Origin of the sequence: Nocardia amikacinitolerans NBRC 108937 (assembly GCF_001612615.1) — a bacterium.
In the GTDB taxonomy this organism is placed as follows: Bacteria; Actinomycetota; Actinomycetes; order Mycobacteriales; family Mycobacteriaceae; genus Nocardia; species Nocardia amikacinitolerans.
The window spans coordinates 1-14,606 of record NZ_BDAU01000051.1 but is presented as its reverse complement, the minus strand read 5'-3'; the positions used below and the strand labels follow the sequence as shown (position 1 = coordinate 14,606).

The following is a 14,606-nucleotide window of genomic DNA, read 5'->3' as shown; positions in this document are numbered from 1 at the left end:
GACGATTACGCCACACTCGAGACGGATCGGCGGTCGACACACGATGTCGGTACCGTCGAGAGCGGACGGGAGGGGCGGATATGCCGTTGGTGTGGATGGTCGTTGGCATTGTTGTCTTCGGGGTCGTACTGGACCGGCCTTTCGTTTTGGCTGAGATTCGTGGCTGGATTGCCCCTCGAGGCAAGATCGGTGGCGGCGGCATGGCAGGCCTATTCGGGGAGCTGCAGGCGCTGTTCGCTCCGTCGAGCCAGCACACACAGCAAGAACTTCGCAGCCGCGATCTGCGTGGTGAACAGCTCGACAGCGGCGACGATCCGCTGGGGGTCGACCTCGCCAAGGGCATCGCACGCCTACCCAGTGCGAGATGTGAGCCGAACCAGCCGAAGCCGCCCGAGGCCTGATCGGAGGTCGGCCGCCGAGAAAGAACAGCGGCCGGGCCGGATCTCTAGTCCGAAACGAGCTGCCGGGCGGCGCGGGCGATGGCGAGTTCCTCGTTGGTCGGCACCACGAGGACCGCGACGGGGGCGTTCGACGGGGAGATGAGGCGGGCGGTGCGGTCGGCGGCGGTGTTGCGCGCCGGGTCGACCTCGATGCCGAAACCAGACAGACCGGCCAGGGCGTCGGCGCGGACCTGGGCGCTGTTCTCGCCGACACCGGCGGTGAAGGCGATGGCGTCGACGCCGCCGAGTTCGATCAGGTAGGCGCCGAGGTAGCGGCGCAGCCGGTGGATGTAGACGTCGTAGGCCAGCCGGGCCGCGGCGTCGCCCGCGTCGATCAGCCGTTGCAGCTCGCGGAAGTCGTTGACGCCGGAGAGCCCCTTGATGCCGGAATTGCGGTTGAGCAGTTCCTCGATCCGGTCGGCGTCGAAGTGGGCCGAGCGCACCAGGTGGCCGATGATGCCCGGGTCGAGGTCGCCGCCCCTGGTGCCCATCACCAAGCCCTCCAGCGGGGTCAGCCCCATGCTGGTGTCGATCGGATGCCCGCCGCGGATCGCCGACGCGGATGCGCCGTTGCCGAGGTGGAAGACGATCTGGCGCAAGGTCTTCGGGTCACGATCGAGCACCTCGGCGACCCGCCCTGACACGTATTCGTGCGAGGTGCCGTGGAAGCCGTACCTGCGAATGCCGTGCGCGGCAGCGATTTTCGCGTCGATTGCGTAGGTGCGAGCCGCCTCGGGCAGACCGTGGAAGAACGCGGTGTCGAAGACGGCGACCTGCGGCACGCCGGGCAGCAGCTCCCTGGTGCTCTCTATGCCGGTGACGTTGGCCGGATTGTGCAGCGGCGCAAGGGCGGACAGCTTCGAGATCTCCTCGACCACGTCGTCGGTGATCAGCGTCGGCTGGTAGAACACCTCGCCGCCGTGCACCACCCGATGCCCGACGGCACGCACACCCGCACCGGCCAGATCGTGGCCCGTCTCGGCGAAAATGTCGAAGACCAGCTGCAACCCGGCCTTGTGGTCGGCGATCGGCTCGGTGCACCGCACGGTGCGCTCGCCCGCGCGATGCTCCACGGCGCCCTCGCGCTCCCCGATCCGCTCCACCAGTCCGGAGGCCGCGACCGCGCCCGTCTCCGGGTCGAGCAGCTGGTACTTGATGGACGAGGAGCCGGAGTTGATCACCAGCACAAGGTCGTCGTTGCTCATCATGCCTCCTGCGTCTGCTCGAGACCCCGCACTGAAGCGACGTCCCTACCGGCGGCAACCCGGGTCACCGCACGTTTGTTCCGTTCCGGCGGGGTGCGCGGTGTCACTGCCCCTGCGCCTGGATGGCGGTGATCGCCACGGTGTTGACGATGTCGGCGACCAGCGCACCCCGCGAGAGGTCGTTGACCGGCTTGCGCAGACCCTGCAGCACCGGACCGATCGCGATGGCGCCCGCGCTGCGCTGCACCGCCTTGTAGGTGTTGTTGCCCGTGTTGAGATCCGGAAACACGAAGACCGTCGCGCGCCCGGCCACCTCGGAGTCCGGCAGCTTCGCGTCGGCGACCGTCGGCTCGATCGCCGCGTCGTACTGAATCGGGCCCTCCACCAACAGTTCCGGCGCGCGCTCGCGGACCAGTTTGGTCGCGACGCGCACCTTGTCCACATCGGCGCCGCTGCCGGATTCGCCTGTGGAATACGACAGCATGGCGATCTTGGGGTCGATGCCGAAGCGCGCGGCGGTCTGCGCGGAGGAGATCGCGATATCGGCCAGCTGCTCCGAGCTCGGATCCGGGACGACGGCGCAGTCACCGTAGGCGAGCACCCGATCGGCCAGGCACATGAGGAACACGCTGGAGACGGTGGAGACGCCCGGCACCGTCTTGATGATCTCGAAGGACGGCCGGATGGTGTGCGCGGTGGTGTGCGCCGCACCGGAGACCATGCCGTCGGCGATGCCCTTGTAGACCATCATGGTGCCGAAATAGGAAATGTCGGCGACGGTTTCGCGGGCCCGCTCCAGCGTCATGCCCTTGTGCTTGCGCAATTCGGTGTATTCGGCGGCGAATTCGTCGAGGTAGCCGGAGGTGCGCGGATCGAGCACCTCGGCCTCGGAGATGTCGACGCCCAGTTCGGCGGCCCTGGCGCGGATGGCGGACTCGTCACCGAGGACGACCAGGTCGGCGATCTTGCGCTGCAGCACACGGCCCGCCGCGCGCAGGATGCGATCGTCGTCGCCCTCGGGCAGCACGATGCGCTTGCGGTCGGCCCTTGCCTGCTCGATCAGCTGGTACTCGAACATCTGCGGTGTCACCACCGAGCTGCGCGGAACACTGATGCGCCGCAACAACTCCGGCGCGTCGACGTGCTGCTCCATCAGTGCCAGCGCGGTGTTCACCTTGCGCGGGTTGCCCGCCGACATCCGGCCTCTCGTGCGGTACGCGGCGCTCGCCGTGTCGTAGGTGCCGAGATCCGTGGTGAGGATCGGCAGCTTCTGCTTCAGGCCCGCCATCAGCCGCGCGACCGCGGGATGGGGCAGCATGCCGCCGTTCATGATGATGCCCGACAGCGACGGAAACCCTTCGGCCTCATGCGCGTTGACCACACTGAGCAGCACATCGGAGCGGTCACCCGGCGCGATGACCACGACGCCGTCGACCAGCCGCTCCAGAATGTGTTCAGCCGTCATGCCGCCGACCATCACCTTCAGCGCCTCGCGCTGCAGCAGTTCGGGGTCGCCGCTGTACATTTCGCCGCCGACCGCCTCGCACAACTCGGCCATCGTCGGCGCGATCAGCAACGGGACTTCCGGCAGCGACCAGGACGGCACCTCGAAACCGCCGAGCACGGAACAGATCTCGCGCAACTCGTCCGGATCGCAGCGGTTCGCGACGATCGCGACAAGCGCCGCGTGCTCCTGCTGCAATTCGCTCGCGCACAGCTCGACCAGCTGCTTGATCTCGTCCGGGGTCCGATCCGAGCCGCGCACCACAAGCAGCACCGGCGCGCCGAGATTCACCGCGATCCTGGCGTTGAAGCGCAGCTCGCTCGGGCTGGCCACGTCGGTGTAGTCGCTGCCGATCACCACCACCGCGTCGCAGACCTTGGCCACGTCGTGGAAGCGCATCACGATCTCGCTGATCGCGGCGTCCGGATCGGCGTGCACCTGCTCGTAGGTGACACCGACGGCCTGCGCGTAGTCGATGTCGGCGGTGCTGTGCTCGAGCAGCAACTCGAGGATGTAGTCGGGCTCGGTGGTCGAGCGGGTGATCGGCCGGAAGACCCCGACCCGCGCGGTGGTGGCGCACAGCATCTGCAGCACGCCGAGCGCGACCGTCGACTTTCCGGTGTCGCCCTCCGGAGAGGCGATGTAGACGGTGGACGGAGCGGATTCGACCATGATCCCGAGCTTAGTGAGCCGACACGCCGGTACTCCGCCAACCGATGGCAAATATTCGGGAAATCACTTTCCGCACCGACCTCGCCTATATTCCGGCGTATGACGACGCAGTTCCCGGACCGGCAGTGGGGTTCGCGCACCAATCTTCTGTCCCGCGTGGCGAACAAGTTCGCCGCGACCAAGCCGGGGTCGTGGGTGATTCGCAAGATCACGCCACTGGATCGCCGAGTGCTCGAGCGCACCGACGCCAAGTACACGATCCTCGGGCCGATCGGCGCTCCCGTGATCCTGCTGACCACCACCGGCCGCAAATCGGGTCAGCCACGCACCCAGCCGCTGCTGTACGTGCACGACGGCGACACGCTGTACGTCATCGGCAGCAACTTCGGCCAGGCGCACCACCCGGCCTGGACCGCCAACCTGCTCGCCGACCCGAACGCGACCGTCGCCATCGCGGGCGAGCGCATCCGGGTCACCGCGACGCCGGTCGAGGGCGCGGCCAAGGAGCCGATCTTCCAGCGGTTCGTCGAGGTGACCGGCGCGTACTCGGCCTACCGCGACCGCACCACCCGCGACCTGCGGATCTTCGCGTTGACCCGCGCCTGATTCGACCCGACGTTCCGCCCGCGCGGGCGAGTCGGTGGACCAGCGGGAGGCGCCGAGGCCGGCTCGGATTCAGGCGAGGGCCAGGGCGAACCATGTGCACGCGGCGAGCAGGACGACGGTGATCACCCAGACGGCGCGGGTGGTGTAGGTGTGTCGCATACCGGACCTTCCGGGTCAGACGAAGGCGAATCGTTCGGTGTGGACGCGGTCGGCCGGTACGTTCAGCTCGGCGAGGGCGTCCTCCACGGCGGTGACCATCGGTGTGGGTCCGCAGACGAAGAACTGCTGCCGTCGATATCGTTCGGGCAGGTGCCGCTGGAGCAGCGCGCGATCTACGAACCCGCTTTCGCCGCGCCAATCCGGCGGCGGGTCCTGTGGGACCAGCACCAGGGTGAGGTCCAGACGCTGCGCCAACGCGGTGATCTCGTCGTCGAAGGTTTGCTCGGCCACCGTCCGCACCGCGTAGATCAGCAGGAACGGGCGACGGTCGCCGCGGTCGGCCATCGTGCGCAGGATCGACCTCATGGGCGTGATACCGACACCGCCCGCGATCAGGACGAATCCCGGCCCTTCGTGGCGGTCGGGGGTGAACACGCCGTGCGGGCCGTCGAGGAAGGCGCGGGTTCCGGGGGCGATATCGCCGATGGTGGAGGTGAAATCGCCGAGCGCCTTGATGGTGATCTCGACACGGTCGTGGTCTTCGGCGCTGGAGGAGAACGAGAACGGGTGGGCGGTGACCGCGAACGGGGACCGGTCGACGGTCAGCCACCCGAATTGCCCGGGCGCGAAACGTAAACCGCTGTGCCCGGCCGGGATCAGGGTCAGGGTGCGGGCGTCGCCGCGTTCAGCGGTGATGCGTTCGACGCGCCACGGTCGTCGCAGCCGCCGGATCGGTGCGACGACCCGCACCCACACCAGCAGCCCGACCAGCGCGATCGTCATCGATAGCCACAACAACACCTTCCAGACCGAATCGAGGTAATAGCCGACCAGCAGCATGTGCGCCAACGCCAACCCCACCACGGCCACCGACAGCACGCCGTGCGCCAGCTGCCACACCTCGTAGCGGATCCGCAGCCGCTGCCGCCACACCGAGGTCGCCACCAAAATCAGCAACAGCACCGTGGAAGCGACCGCGCAGCGGGCGCGCCAAGGCGCCTCGGCGAGGTTCAGCAGCGCCACGATGTCGATACCACCGATCTGCAACAGGATCGGGTGGGCGAGGATAAACGCCAGCGCCACATAGGAGATCTGGCGGTGGAACTGCACCAGCGCGTCCTCACCGAACGGCGCCGCCACGGCCCGGAACCGGGCGACCAGCGCGAATTGCGCGCCGAGCATCGACATACCGACGAAACCCAGCGCCACCGAGAATTCCACCCAGAAACCCCGGCCGCCCTCGACGGGCCCGATCACGGCGAACACCAGCGGCACCACCGGCACCGCCACATACAGCGCGAACCATCCGATACCCCGAACCACCACGGACACCACTACCTCCCGATCGAAGGGGTGTACGGCTGCGCCCGGTCGGCACGCGTCCCACGGTAACCGCGACTTCGCTGCCGACCCGGTTCATGGTCACGCGTGTCCGCAAGACTCGGCGACGGCCCGCCTTGGCACGCCGAACATGCCGATGGGTGGCACAACGGCGCCACCCATCAGTGAGTTCGAACCTCTCAGCCGAGCTTGCGCAGGCGAGGGGCCAGGTCGCGCTGGAAGAGGTCGAGGAAGCGACGCTGGTCGTGGCCGGGGGCGTGGAAGACCAGGTGGTTCAGGCCCGCGTCGAGGTAGGGCTGGATCTGGGCGACGGCCTCGTCGGGATCGCTGGCGACGATCCAGCGCTTGGCGATCTGCTCGATGGGCAGCGCGTCGGCGGCGGCTTCCATCTCGATCGGGTCGGTGATGCTGTGCTTCTGCTCGGCGGTCAGCGAGAGCGGCGCCCAGAAGCGCGTGTTCTCCAGCGCCAGTTCGGGATCGGTGTCGTAGGAGATCTTGATCTCGATCATCCTGTCGATGTCCTCGACGGTGCGTCCGACCTTGGCGGCGCCCTCGGCGACGGCAGGCATCAGTTTCTCGGTGTAGAGGTCCATGCCCTTGCCCGAGGTGCAGATGAAGCCGTCGCCCGCGCGGCCCGCGTACCGCGCGACCAGCGGGCCGCCCGCGGCGATGTAGATCGGAATGCCGCCCTCGGGCACGTCGTAGATCGAGGCGCCGACAGTGCGGTAGTACTCGCCGTCGTAGTCGACGCGGTCACCGGTCCACAGCGCGCGCATCAGGTCCACCGACTCGCGCAGTCGCGCGAAACGCTCCTTGAATTCCGGCCATTCGCCGGTGTAGCCGGTGGCGATCTCGTTGAGCGCCTCGCCGGTGCCGACGCCGAGCATGACGCGGTTCGGGTACAGGCAACCCATGGTCGCGAAGGCCTGCGCGATCACCGCGGGGTTGTACCGGAAGGTCGGGGTGAGCACCGAGGTGCCGAGCTGGATGCGCTTGGTGCGCTCGCCGACGGCGGCCATCCAGGCCAGCGAGAACGGCGCGTGCCCGCCCTTGTGCCGCCACGGCTGGAAGTGGTCGCTCACCGAGGCGCTGTCCAAACCGTGCTCCTCGGCGAGCACCGCGATCTCCACCAGCTCGCGCGGCCCGAACTGCTCCGCGGACGCCTTGTACCCGAGCTTCAGATCACCCATGTGCGCCACTCCTGTCGCTTCGCTGTGCCGGTGCGGCCTTCCGCACCCCGTTCTCGCACGGCCTGCTTCGACCATAGTCACGGTGTCGCACGAGTGTGTGACCGGCCGCATCTGCGCCGAGTCCGCTGACTCGCGCGCCGGGATAACCGACAATTGTCTGGTGAACGCAGACAACGAGCCGATCCTGTCCTACCTGACCGACATGGACGGGGTGTTGGTGAGCGAGGAGCACCTGGTGCCCGGCGCCGACGAGTTCCTCGCCGAACTGCGTGCCAACGAAACGCCGTTCCTCGTGCTCACCAACAACTCGATCCGCACACCCCGCGATCTCCAGGCGCGGCTGCGCAAGACCGGCCTCGACATCCCGGAGGAGGCCATCTGGACCTCCGCGCTAGCCACCGCCAGCTTCCTCGATGATCAGCGCCCCAACGGAACCGCTTACGTGGTGGGCGAATCCGGGCTCACCACCGCCCTGCACGAGATCGGGTACGTACTGACCGACAGCGACCCCGACTACGTCGTGCTCGGCGAGACCCGCACCTACTCCTTCGAAGCCATCACCACCGCCATCCGCCTCGTCGAACGCGGCGCCCGCTTCATCGCCACCAACCCCGACGCCACCGGACCGTCCCGCGAGGGCGTGCTGCCCGCCACCGGCTCGGTCGCCGCGTTGATCACCCGCGCGACCGGCCGCGAGCCCTATTACGTCGGCAAGCCCAACCCGCTGATGATGCGTTCGGCGTTGCGGCGCCTCGGCGCGCACTCGCAGTCGACGGTGATGATCGGCGATCGCATGGACACCGATGTGATCTCCGGGTTGGAGGCTGGGATGCGCACCATTCTGGTGACCAGTGGGATTTCGACCAGGGCGTCGGTCGAGCAGTATCCGTATCGGCCGACGAGCGTGATCGATTCGGTGGCGGATCTGGTGGGGCGTACGGGCAAGCCGTTCGACTGAGAGGGCTCGCTGGTTTCCGCGTCCGCTGATCGTTGATCTGGCCGCTGATCGGGGCGGCAGTGGTGGACGGCCGAGTCAGCGTTTCGAGGTCGGCGTTTCGCCGAGGCGCGTGTTCCTTCGGTCGAACTCCGCTGCCCGAGGCAGCTTGGTGATCGCATCGAGCGCACCCGGCGGCGCCTCGACGCGTGGGCGAATTCGGCGCCGAACTCTGCGGCGAGTCGGTCGGCGATCACGCTCGGGATTTCGGCGGCCGGCCTTCGCGCTCGGTCATCGCATCGACCGCTGCGGACAGCCGGGTCAGCGCTTCGACGATGCGGGCGAATTCGTCCGTGCCGAGCTCGGCGGCGAGCCGGTCGGCGAAGACCGCGTGCCGGGGGTTGATGCGCTGGACGGCCGCGTGGCCCTCCTCGGTGATGGCGACCAGCTTGGCGCGGCGGTGCGCGGGGTTCGGGCGGTATTCGGCTAGTCCCTTGTCCACCAACAGGTCCGCGATGCGCTGCACGCTCTGGCGGGTGATGCCCATGGCGCGCGCGATGCCCGCCACGGGCAGCGGCTCGTGCAGCACCGCGCCGAGCACCTGCCACCACGCCGCGGTGATGCCCGCGGGTTTGGCCAGTTCCTCGGCGATGGCGAGGAACTGGCCGTTGAGCCGGAACGAGGTGATCGCGGCGGCGCTGAACAGCTCCTGCTCCGGTGTTTGCGTCATGCCCCCGATGCTGCCTTGTCGTAGGCGTCGAGCTCCGCGTAGGCCGCCGGATCGCTGTGCGCGAAGAGCCGGTACCAGGCGTCGAGGATGTGCGGTTCGTAGACGCCGAGCAAGCCGAGCACCTCGCGGGCGAACTCGAACGGCGCTGTCGCCGAGGCCGTGACGACGTTGCCGTCGGTCACCGCGGGCTGCTCTACGTAGCGGTCCGCGCCCGCGTAGCCGCTGTAGAGGAGGAATTCGGCGACGTTGCTGGTGTGCGCCTTGTCGTCCAGCAGACCCTCCTTGGCCAGGCCGAAAGTCGCGCCGCAGATGGCCGCGACCGGAACGCCCGCGTCGAGGAATTCACGTGCCTTGCGGGTGAACGGGGTGAGTTCGCCGGTCATCCAGGTGTCGGCGCCAGGCAGGATCAGCATCGCGCTCTCGGCGGGGGACAACTCGTCCAGCGCGAGATCGGGCGTGATGCGCATGCCGCCCTTGGTGGTGATCGGTTCCCGAGTGAGTCCGACCGTCCTGACCTGGAACGTGCCCGGCGCGACCTGCCAGGCCGGGTTGTTGATGTGCGCGGTGGCGGCTCCGACCTCCCAGTCGGCGAGCGTGTCGTAGATCGCGGTGTGCACCGTCTTCGTCGTCATGACAGTATGCTGTCATATTTGACAGGATACTGTCAATGGCTGATCCCACCGGACGTAGCGGGCCGTGACCCCTAAGGCTCAGCGCCCCCGCTCGATCTTCGCCAAGTGCGCGATATTCGCCCGATCGGCCGCGTCCGCGCTCGGCTCCCCCGCGAACCAGGCATCGAGAATCTCGGTGAGCTCGGCCGCCGAAGTCGAACGCAGGCTCAGCGCAAGCACATTCGCGTCGTTCCACTTCCGCGCCCCTGCGGCCGTCGCGGCATCACCGCACAGCGCGGCCCGAATCCCCGCCACCTTGTTCGCCGCGATCGACGCACCGGTCCCCGTCCAACAACACACGATCGCCTGGTCGGCGCGCCCCTCCGCGACATCACGCGCCGCAGCCTCGCTGGCCCAAGCCCAGTCGTCCCGCTCGACCTCCGACAACGCACCGTGCGTCAACACACCCTCGAACCCCCGCCTACCCAGCTCGTCGACCAGTTCCCTTGCCACCCCGACGTACTCGTCCGCCGCCACCGAGATCCGCATGCCACCACGATAGGCGCCGGGTGGCCCTCAGTACGTCGTCGGGCGGTCGAGGCGGAAGAACCGGCTGCGACGCACACTGCCGTCCCGGCGGATGAGAGTGTCCTGATGTACGCCGAGGTCCGTCGCACCGAGCTTGCGAATCGCGGCCGCCGATCGACTGTTTCGTTCGTCGGTTCGGAATCCGATCCAAGCCGCGCCCTGATCGAACACCTCCCGGATCAGCATCCGCTTCACACGCGTGTTGACCCCGGTACCCCAGACGGCGGGGTCGAACTGCGTTCCGCCGATCTCCACGCCCTCGGGGGCCGAACTCTCCCAGATCACCGATGTCCGGCCGACCACCGCCCCCGCACGGCGCACGGTGAAGGTGAGCCAGTGTCCGTCGGCGACCCTCGCCAGGATGCCGGCATCGAGCTCACCGAAATCGCTTGGGATTCTCCCGGGAAGGTGTTCCCACGCTCGTTCGTCGCATACCGCGCGAAACAACTGCTCGGCGTCGGCGGAAGTGTACGGCCGCAACGAAACCTCGCCGTCGTCCAAACGTTCGTCGGGTAGGTGCATCGGCCAGGTCACGTTGCGCATCCTCACAGTGTGGTCCTACACGAATACGGTGCGATGCCGCGAACTCTTTGCGACTCAACGTATTCACAGTGAAAACCGGCGCTGTCGGCTTCTGATCGCCTGCGCGTGTAGAGAAGCGATCGTCGGCTCGAAGGTTCGTACACACGACCGCTGTCGAGGTCCACTGCGGTGTCGGTGGATTTTGCGAGGGCGGATGTCGAGCTCCTCGGCGATCTCGTGGATGTCTGCTCGGAGAGGCGCGGCCCGCGACCTCGAGTCGCAGGTGGTGCAGCACTGCGGAGTCCGGCGCTGGGGCAGTACGACCCCGGTTTCGAGAATTTTCGCGGACAGCGATGAGTTCTCGGGCGGTGCTCCGTCCTATCCGTTGAACGCGCTACCAACCCGGCGCGACCGACCAGAAGGACCAGAAATGACCACCGCCAACTCCACCGCCGGCTTCTCCAACGACGTCACCTACCGTCCCGGCAAGGTCCGCAACCGCGTCCTGTGGACCCTGCAGATCCTGCTCGGCCTGTTCTTCATCATCGCCTCGGGCGGGCCGAAGTTGGTTATTCCGAATACCTTGACGGAGAACGCCCCCGAGAATTTGACCATCCCCTTCGGCCTGCTGATCTTCATCGGAGTCGCGGAGGTCGCGGGTGGTATCGGCCTGATGGTGCCGCGGCTCAGTGCCTTGGCTGCCGCGGGTCTGTCCGTTCTCACCGTACTCGCCGCCGGGACACAGGCTTTCATCGCCGACAAGCCCCTGATGGGAATCTTCCCGCTGGTGCTTGCCGCGATCTTCGCCTGGATCGCCTACGAGCGCCGCGCCACCATCACCGATCTGCGCGACTCGCTCTCGCGATGACAAATCCATAAAGTACGAGCGGCGATCGGTGGACCACCCACCGATCGCCGGTCGTGCGTTCTCGGATCGATCGCCCGTCGGGTTGGCGGCGATCGATCAGGCGGCCATCTGGTTCGCGGCGGCCCGGCCCGGGCTCCGCACCAGGTGGCCGTCGTCGCGGCCGGACTCACTGAGTCCATGAGACACGCCCACCGAACAGCGCTGAACCCCTAGAGTGCCCGAACGAAAGGCTATGGGCGCCCACAGACCAGCAGGTGGAACTCGATGCGCCCGTTGCGGATACGACGGTCCTCCCGCACAACCAAACCGGCGTCCGCCAGCCGCTCGGTGATCTCCGCGATCGGCCGCAGCCGAAAACGGTTCTCGGTGAACGGCATACGCGCCATGTCGGCGGGGTCGCCGATGCCGAGCACCACCCGACCGGATGGGCGCAGCACGCGCGCCAACTCGGCGAACGCCGGGGCGAGGTCCTCGATGAAGTAGACGGTGTTGGTGCTGATCAACGCATCCAGAGATGCTGCGGGCAAAGGTAGTTCGTGCATCGCGGCGGTGTGCAACACGAGTCGACCGTCGGCGATCTCGGACCGAAACCGCTTGGCCGCCTCGTCGATCATCGTCGGTGCGATCTCCACGCCGTGCACGACACCCGTAGCGCCGACCGCCGCCAGTAGCTTGTCGAGCCCGATGCCGCCGCCGAACCCGATATCGGCCACCGTCGCACCCGGAGTAGGTTCCGCGGCCGCTACCGCCGCGGTCACGGTGGCGTAGTTGCCGCGATTGAGGATCCGGCCGACCACGCGTCCGGCTATCCCGTGCGGTCGTCCCAACTGCGAGGCGACTGAATCCCACAAACGATCTGCAATCCGCATGCCGACCATCATCGTCCCCGCCGACGCGCGACGGACCGCCGCAGTCCAGCTCGCGTCGGGCGTCTTTCAGCAGCGAACCAAATCCGGTTCCTCGCAATCCGATTCCGTCACGCGCTCACTGGCGCTCGCCTGAGCGCGGCGGCGGAGCATGAGGGCGATCGCGCAGAGCGCAACCAGGTACGCGATCACGTACATGTTCATCAACACCGGTGCGATCGGCCACGACGGCGGCAGCAGGAAAACGCCGATACTGACCCAGGTTTCGCTCCAGTGGTAGGCCCAGCCGCCGATCGAGAGATAGAGGACGGCGGCGGCCGACCACCAGCGCGGGTTGGACTGCGCCCGATGCACCAGGTAGACGAGCAACGGAACGAACCACACCCAGTGATGCCCCCACGAAAACGGCGACACCACACACGAAGTCAGGCCCGCGACCGTGACCGAGAGGAGCCGTTCGCCGTGCCGATGCAGCGCGGTCGTGAGAACCAATCCGGCGGCCAGCACCGGCAACGCGAGCAGCAGCCACAGCCACAGCGGCGCGGGACCGTGTAGCAAGTGCGCGATGACCCCGCGCAAGGACTGGTTGGCGGGATGGGTGTCCGGCGCGATGCGCTCCGAGTGAAAGAACGTCGAGGTCCAATACTGGCGGGAGTCGGCGGGCAGCACGAGCCAGGTCAGGACGACGGAGCCGAGAAAGGTCAGCGCCGCCGTGGCCGCCGAGCGCCATTGCCGCAACGCGAGCAACTGGACGACGAAGTACAGCGGCACGAGTTTGATGCCCGCGGCGATGCCGACACCCACGCCCCGAAGCTTGGCGTGTTCGTCACGCGAGAAGACCCAGAGCACGAGCAGCATCAGAATGAGGTTGATCTGCCCGTAGAACAGCGTGGTGCGGACCGGTTCGATGAAGGCGAAGGTGAGCGCGAGCAGCGCGCTCACCGTAGTCAGCCGCGCGGTCCATCGGTAGCCGAGCAGCCGCCAGCTCATCATGACGCAGCCGAACAGGACACCGAGGTTCAGCGTCAGCCAGATCGGACTCGTAAGTTCCCAGGGTATGAGGTTGGTCGGCAGGAAGACGATCGCCGAGAACGGCGTGTAGGTATAGAGCAGCCCGCGCACGGTGGGTTCGGTGTACAGCGGGTGGTCGTGCAGTATCCGCCAAGCGCCGTCCCGATAGACGTGCACGTCGAGCCCGCCCGCCAGAATGCCCGCTTTGTCCAGCCACGGGTCGACGGTGGTGAAGATCAGTGTCACCGCGGTGATCGCGCAGGCGAGCAGGAGGAGAAGAGTCGCAGTGCTCCGCGGAAACTCCAGGGGCCGCGTGCTCGGGGTACGTTCTGTTCGCCGCGACGGGAAGTACCTACCGAGTCGCAGCCACTCGTTGCCAAACCTCATCGTCCTCGACGATATCGGCTCGTCGGCTCGATGGTCTCGGCGGATGCGGACGCGCTTGCGCCGCATCATAATTCGACGCGCGGATTTACCCGGAGCTAGGACTCACTCGATCGCCCTGAACGGAATGGTGTCCGCCGGTGCGGGTTTCGGCAGTTCGTCGCGGCGCAGCGGCAGCGTCGGCTGCTCGGTGCGGTGCAGCGGCAGCGTCGGCACCGGGTCCTCCGCCACGCGCTCCCTGGCGGGGAGCCGGTAGAAGGAACGGGCGTTGTCCTCCAGCACCGCGTACATGTCGACGCCGACCACATCGCAGATCAGGTCGACGTCGGAGTCGCGGAACGGGCGTCCGGCCCGGGTGCCGGGCAGATCGGTGCCGAACATCAGCGCCTGCGGGTTCACGGCGTGGATGCGGCGCAGGGTCTCCGCGACGTTCATCGCCACCCGCCCGAAACCGGTCGCCTTCACGCGGGCGCCGCGGTCGACGAGGTCGAGCAGGAAAGGCAGCCCCTCCTCGGACATCCCGAGATGGTCGACCGACAGGGCGGGCAACTTGGAGATCACCGGTTGCAGGGAGGCCAGCATCTGGCCGTCCATGTACAACTCGACGTGCCAGCCCGCCAGCTCGTGGGCGCGCAGGGCCTGCAACGTCATCTGGGTGATGTCGGCGGCTGCGCGCTTGAGGTTGAAGCGCAGCGCGCGCACGCCGACGCGATCGAGTTCGAGGATCTCCTCGTCCGAGGCGTCCAGGTCGAGCCGGGTGACCCCGACCCACCCTTCACCGAGCTCGGCGAGCGCCGCCTTCAGATAGGTCTGATCGGTCCCCTGGAACGACGCGCTGACCACGGCGCCACCGCCGATATCGAAGCGAGACATGCGCTTTCGATAATCGGCGATGGTGTACGGGTCGGGCAGGTAGCCCTCGTTCTCGATCAGCGGAAACCGCGGATCGATGATGTGGACATGGGCATCGAACAC

The 14,606-nt window shown here is 67.5% G+C and carries 15 protein-coding genes; 4 read left to right on the top strand and 11 right to left on the bottom strand.

Features of this window, described 5'->3' with window-relative positions; translation table 11 throughout:
• Nucleotides 1–80 precede the first annotated feature (80 nt).
• A complete protein-coding gene (locus NAM01S_RS29870; RefSeq protein WP_067791625.1) occupies nucleotides 81–401 on the top strand; it encodes a DUF6191 domain-containing protein in 321 nt (106 codons plus the stop codon).
• Between the two features lie 44 nt (nucleotides 402–445).
• On the opposite strand, the gene NAM01S_RS29865 is transcribed toward NAM01S_RS29870, so the two are convergent.
• Nucleotides 446–1,645 carry an acetate kinase gene (locus NAM01S_RS29865; protein ID WP_067791702.1) on the bottom strand — a complete coding sequence of 400 codons (1,200 nt, stop codon included), beginning with the start codon at nucleotides 1,643–1,645 and terminating at the stop codon, nucleotides 446–448.
• Between the two features lie 103 nt (nucleotides 1,646–1,748).
• The gene (gene pta, locus NAM01S_RS29860; protein WP_067791624.1) at nucleotides 1,749–3,821 is read right to left on the bottom strand and encodes a phosphate acetyltransferase; all 2,073 of its coding nucleotides are present in this window, start codon (nucleotides 3,819–3,821) and stop codon (nucleotides 1,749–1,751) included.
• A 99-nt stretch (nucleotides 3,822–3,920) separates the two neighbouring features.
• On the opposite strand from pta, the gene NAM01S_RS29855 reads away from it, so the two are divergent.
• Nucleotides 3,921–4,427: a nitroreductase/quinone reductase family protein gene (locus NAM01S_RS29855; RefSeq protein ID WP_067791622.1), complete on the top strand. Its 507-nt coding sequence runs from the start codon at nucleotides 3,921–3,923 to the stop codon at nucleotides 4,425–4,427.
• Nucleotides 4,428–4,601: 174 nt separating this feature from the next.
• On the opposite strand, the gene NAM01S_RS29850 is transcribed toward NAM01S_RS29855, so the two are convergent.
• Both NAM01S_RS29850 and fgd read right to left on the bottom strand, forming a co-directional pair.
• Nucleotides 4,602–5,918 carry a ferredoxin reductase family protein gene (locus NAM01S_RS29850; RefSeq protein ID WP_218018480.1) on the bottom strand — a complete coding sequence of 439 codons (1,317 nt, stop codon included), beginning with the start codon at nucleotides 5,916–5,918 and terminating at the stop codon, nucleotides 4,602–4,604.
• 188 nt (nucleotides 5,919–6,106) lie between these two features.
• Complete coding sequence (fgd, locus tag NAM01S_RS29845) at nucleotides 6,107–7,117, bottom strand: glucose-6-phosphate dehydrogenase (coenzyme-F420) (protein WP_067791618.1); 1,011 nt, start codon at nucleotides 7,115–7,117, stop codon at nucleotides 6,107–6,109.
• Nucleotides 7,118–7,319: 202 nt separating this feature from the next.
• Between fgd and NAM01S_RS29840 the strand changes: the two genes are divergently transcribed.
• On the top strand, nucleotides 7,320–8,075 hold the full coding sequence (locus NAM01S_RS29840; protein WP_174554883.1) for an HAD-IIA family hydrolase: 756 nt from the start codon (nucleotides 7,320–7,322) through the stop codon (nucleotides 8,073–8,075).
• A gap of 229 nt (nucleotides 8,076–8,304) precedes the next feature.
• On the opposite strand, the gene NAM01S_RS29835 is transcribed toward NAM01S_RS29840, so the two are convergent.
• From NAM01S_RS29835 to NAM01S_RS29820, 4 genes are all read right to left on the bottom strand, one after another.
• On the bottom strand, nucleotides 8,305–8,781 hold the full coding sequence (locus tag NAM01S_RS29835; protein WP_067791616.1) for a MarR family winged helix-turn-helix transcriptional regulator: 477 nt from the start codon (nucleotides 8,779–8,781) through the stop codon (nucleotides 8,305–8,307).
• Nucleotides 8,778–9,413 (bottom strand): type 1 glutamine amidotransferase family protein, encoded by a 636-nt coding sequence (locus NAM01S_RS29830; RefSeq protein WP_067791614.1) that lies wholly within the window; start codon nucleotides 9,411–9,413, stop codon nucleotides 8,778–8,780. Before NAM01S_RS29830 ends, NAM01S_RS29835 begins: the two co-directional genes overlap by 4 nt.
• Before the next feature lie 78 nt (nucleotides 9,414–9,491).
• Nucleotides 9,492–9,941 (bottom strand): RpiB/LacA/LacB family sugar-phosphate isomerase, encoded by a 450-nt coding sequence (locus NAM01S_RS29825; protein ID WP_067791612.1) that lies wholly within the window; start codon nucleotides 9,939–9,941, stop codon nucleotides 9,492–9,494.
• A gap of 27 nt (nucleotides 9,942–9,968) precedes the next feature.
• Nucleotides 9,969–10,523: a GNAT family N-acetyltransferase gene (locus NAM01S_RS29820; RefSeq protein WP_067791611.1), complete on the bottom strand. Its 555-nt coding sequence runs from the start codon at nucleotides 10,521–10,523 to the stop codon at nucleotides 9,969–9,971.
• 409 nt (nucleotides 10,524–10,932) lie between these two features.
• Here NAM01S_RS29820 and NAM01S_RS29815 point away from each other — a divergent pair, with 409 nt between their 5' ends.
• A complete protein-coding gene (locus NAM01S_RS29815) occupies nucleotides 10,933–11,370 on the top strand; it encodes a DoxX family protein (RefSeq protein ID WP_067791609.1) in 438 nt (145 codons plus the stop codon).
• Nucleotides 11,371–11,600: 230 nt separating this feature from the next.
• On the opposite strand, the gene NAM01S_RS29810 is transcribed toward NAM01S_RS29815, so the two are convergent.
• From NAM01S_RS29810 to NAM01S_RS29800, 3 genes are all read right to left on the bottom strand, one after another.
• Complete coding sequence (locus NAM01S_RS29810) at nucleotides 11,601–12,239, bottom strand: class I SAM-dependent methyltransferase (protein WP_067791698.1); 639 nt, start codon at nucleotides 12,237–12,239, stop codon at nucleotides 11,601–11,603.
• A 66-nt stretch (nucleotides 12,240–12,305) separates the two neighbouring features.
• A complete protein-coding gene (locus tag NAM01S_RS29805) occupies nucleotides 12,306–13,493 on the bottom strand; it encodes a glycosyltransferase 87 family protein (protein WP_067791607.1) in 1,188 nt (395 codons plus the stop codon).
• Nucleotides 13,494–13,736: 243 nt separating this feature from the next.
• Nucleotides 13,737–14,606 (bottom strand): amidohydrolase family protein (locus tag NAM01S_RS29800; RefSeq protein ID WP_255284343.1); only part of this gene is annotated, 870 nt, incomplete at its 5' end.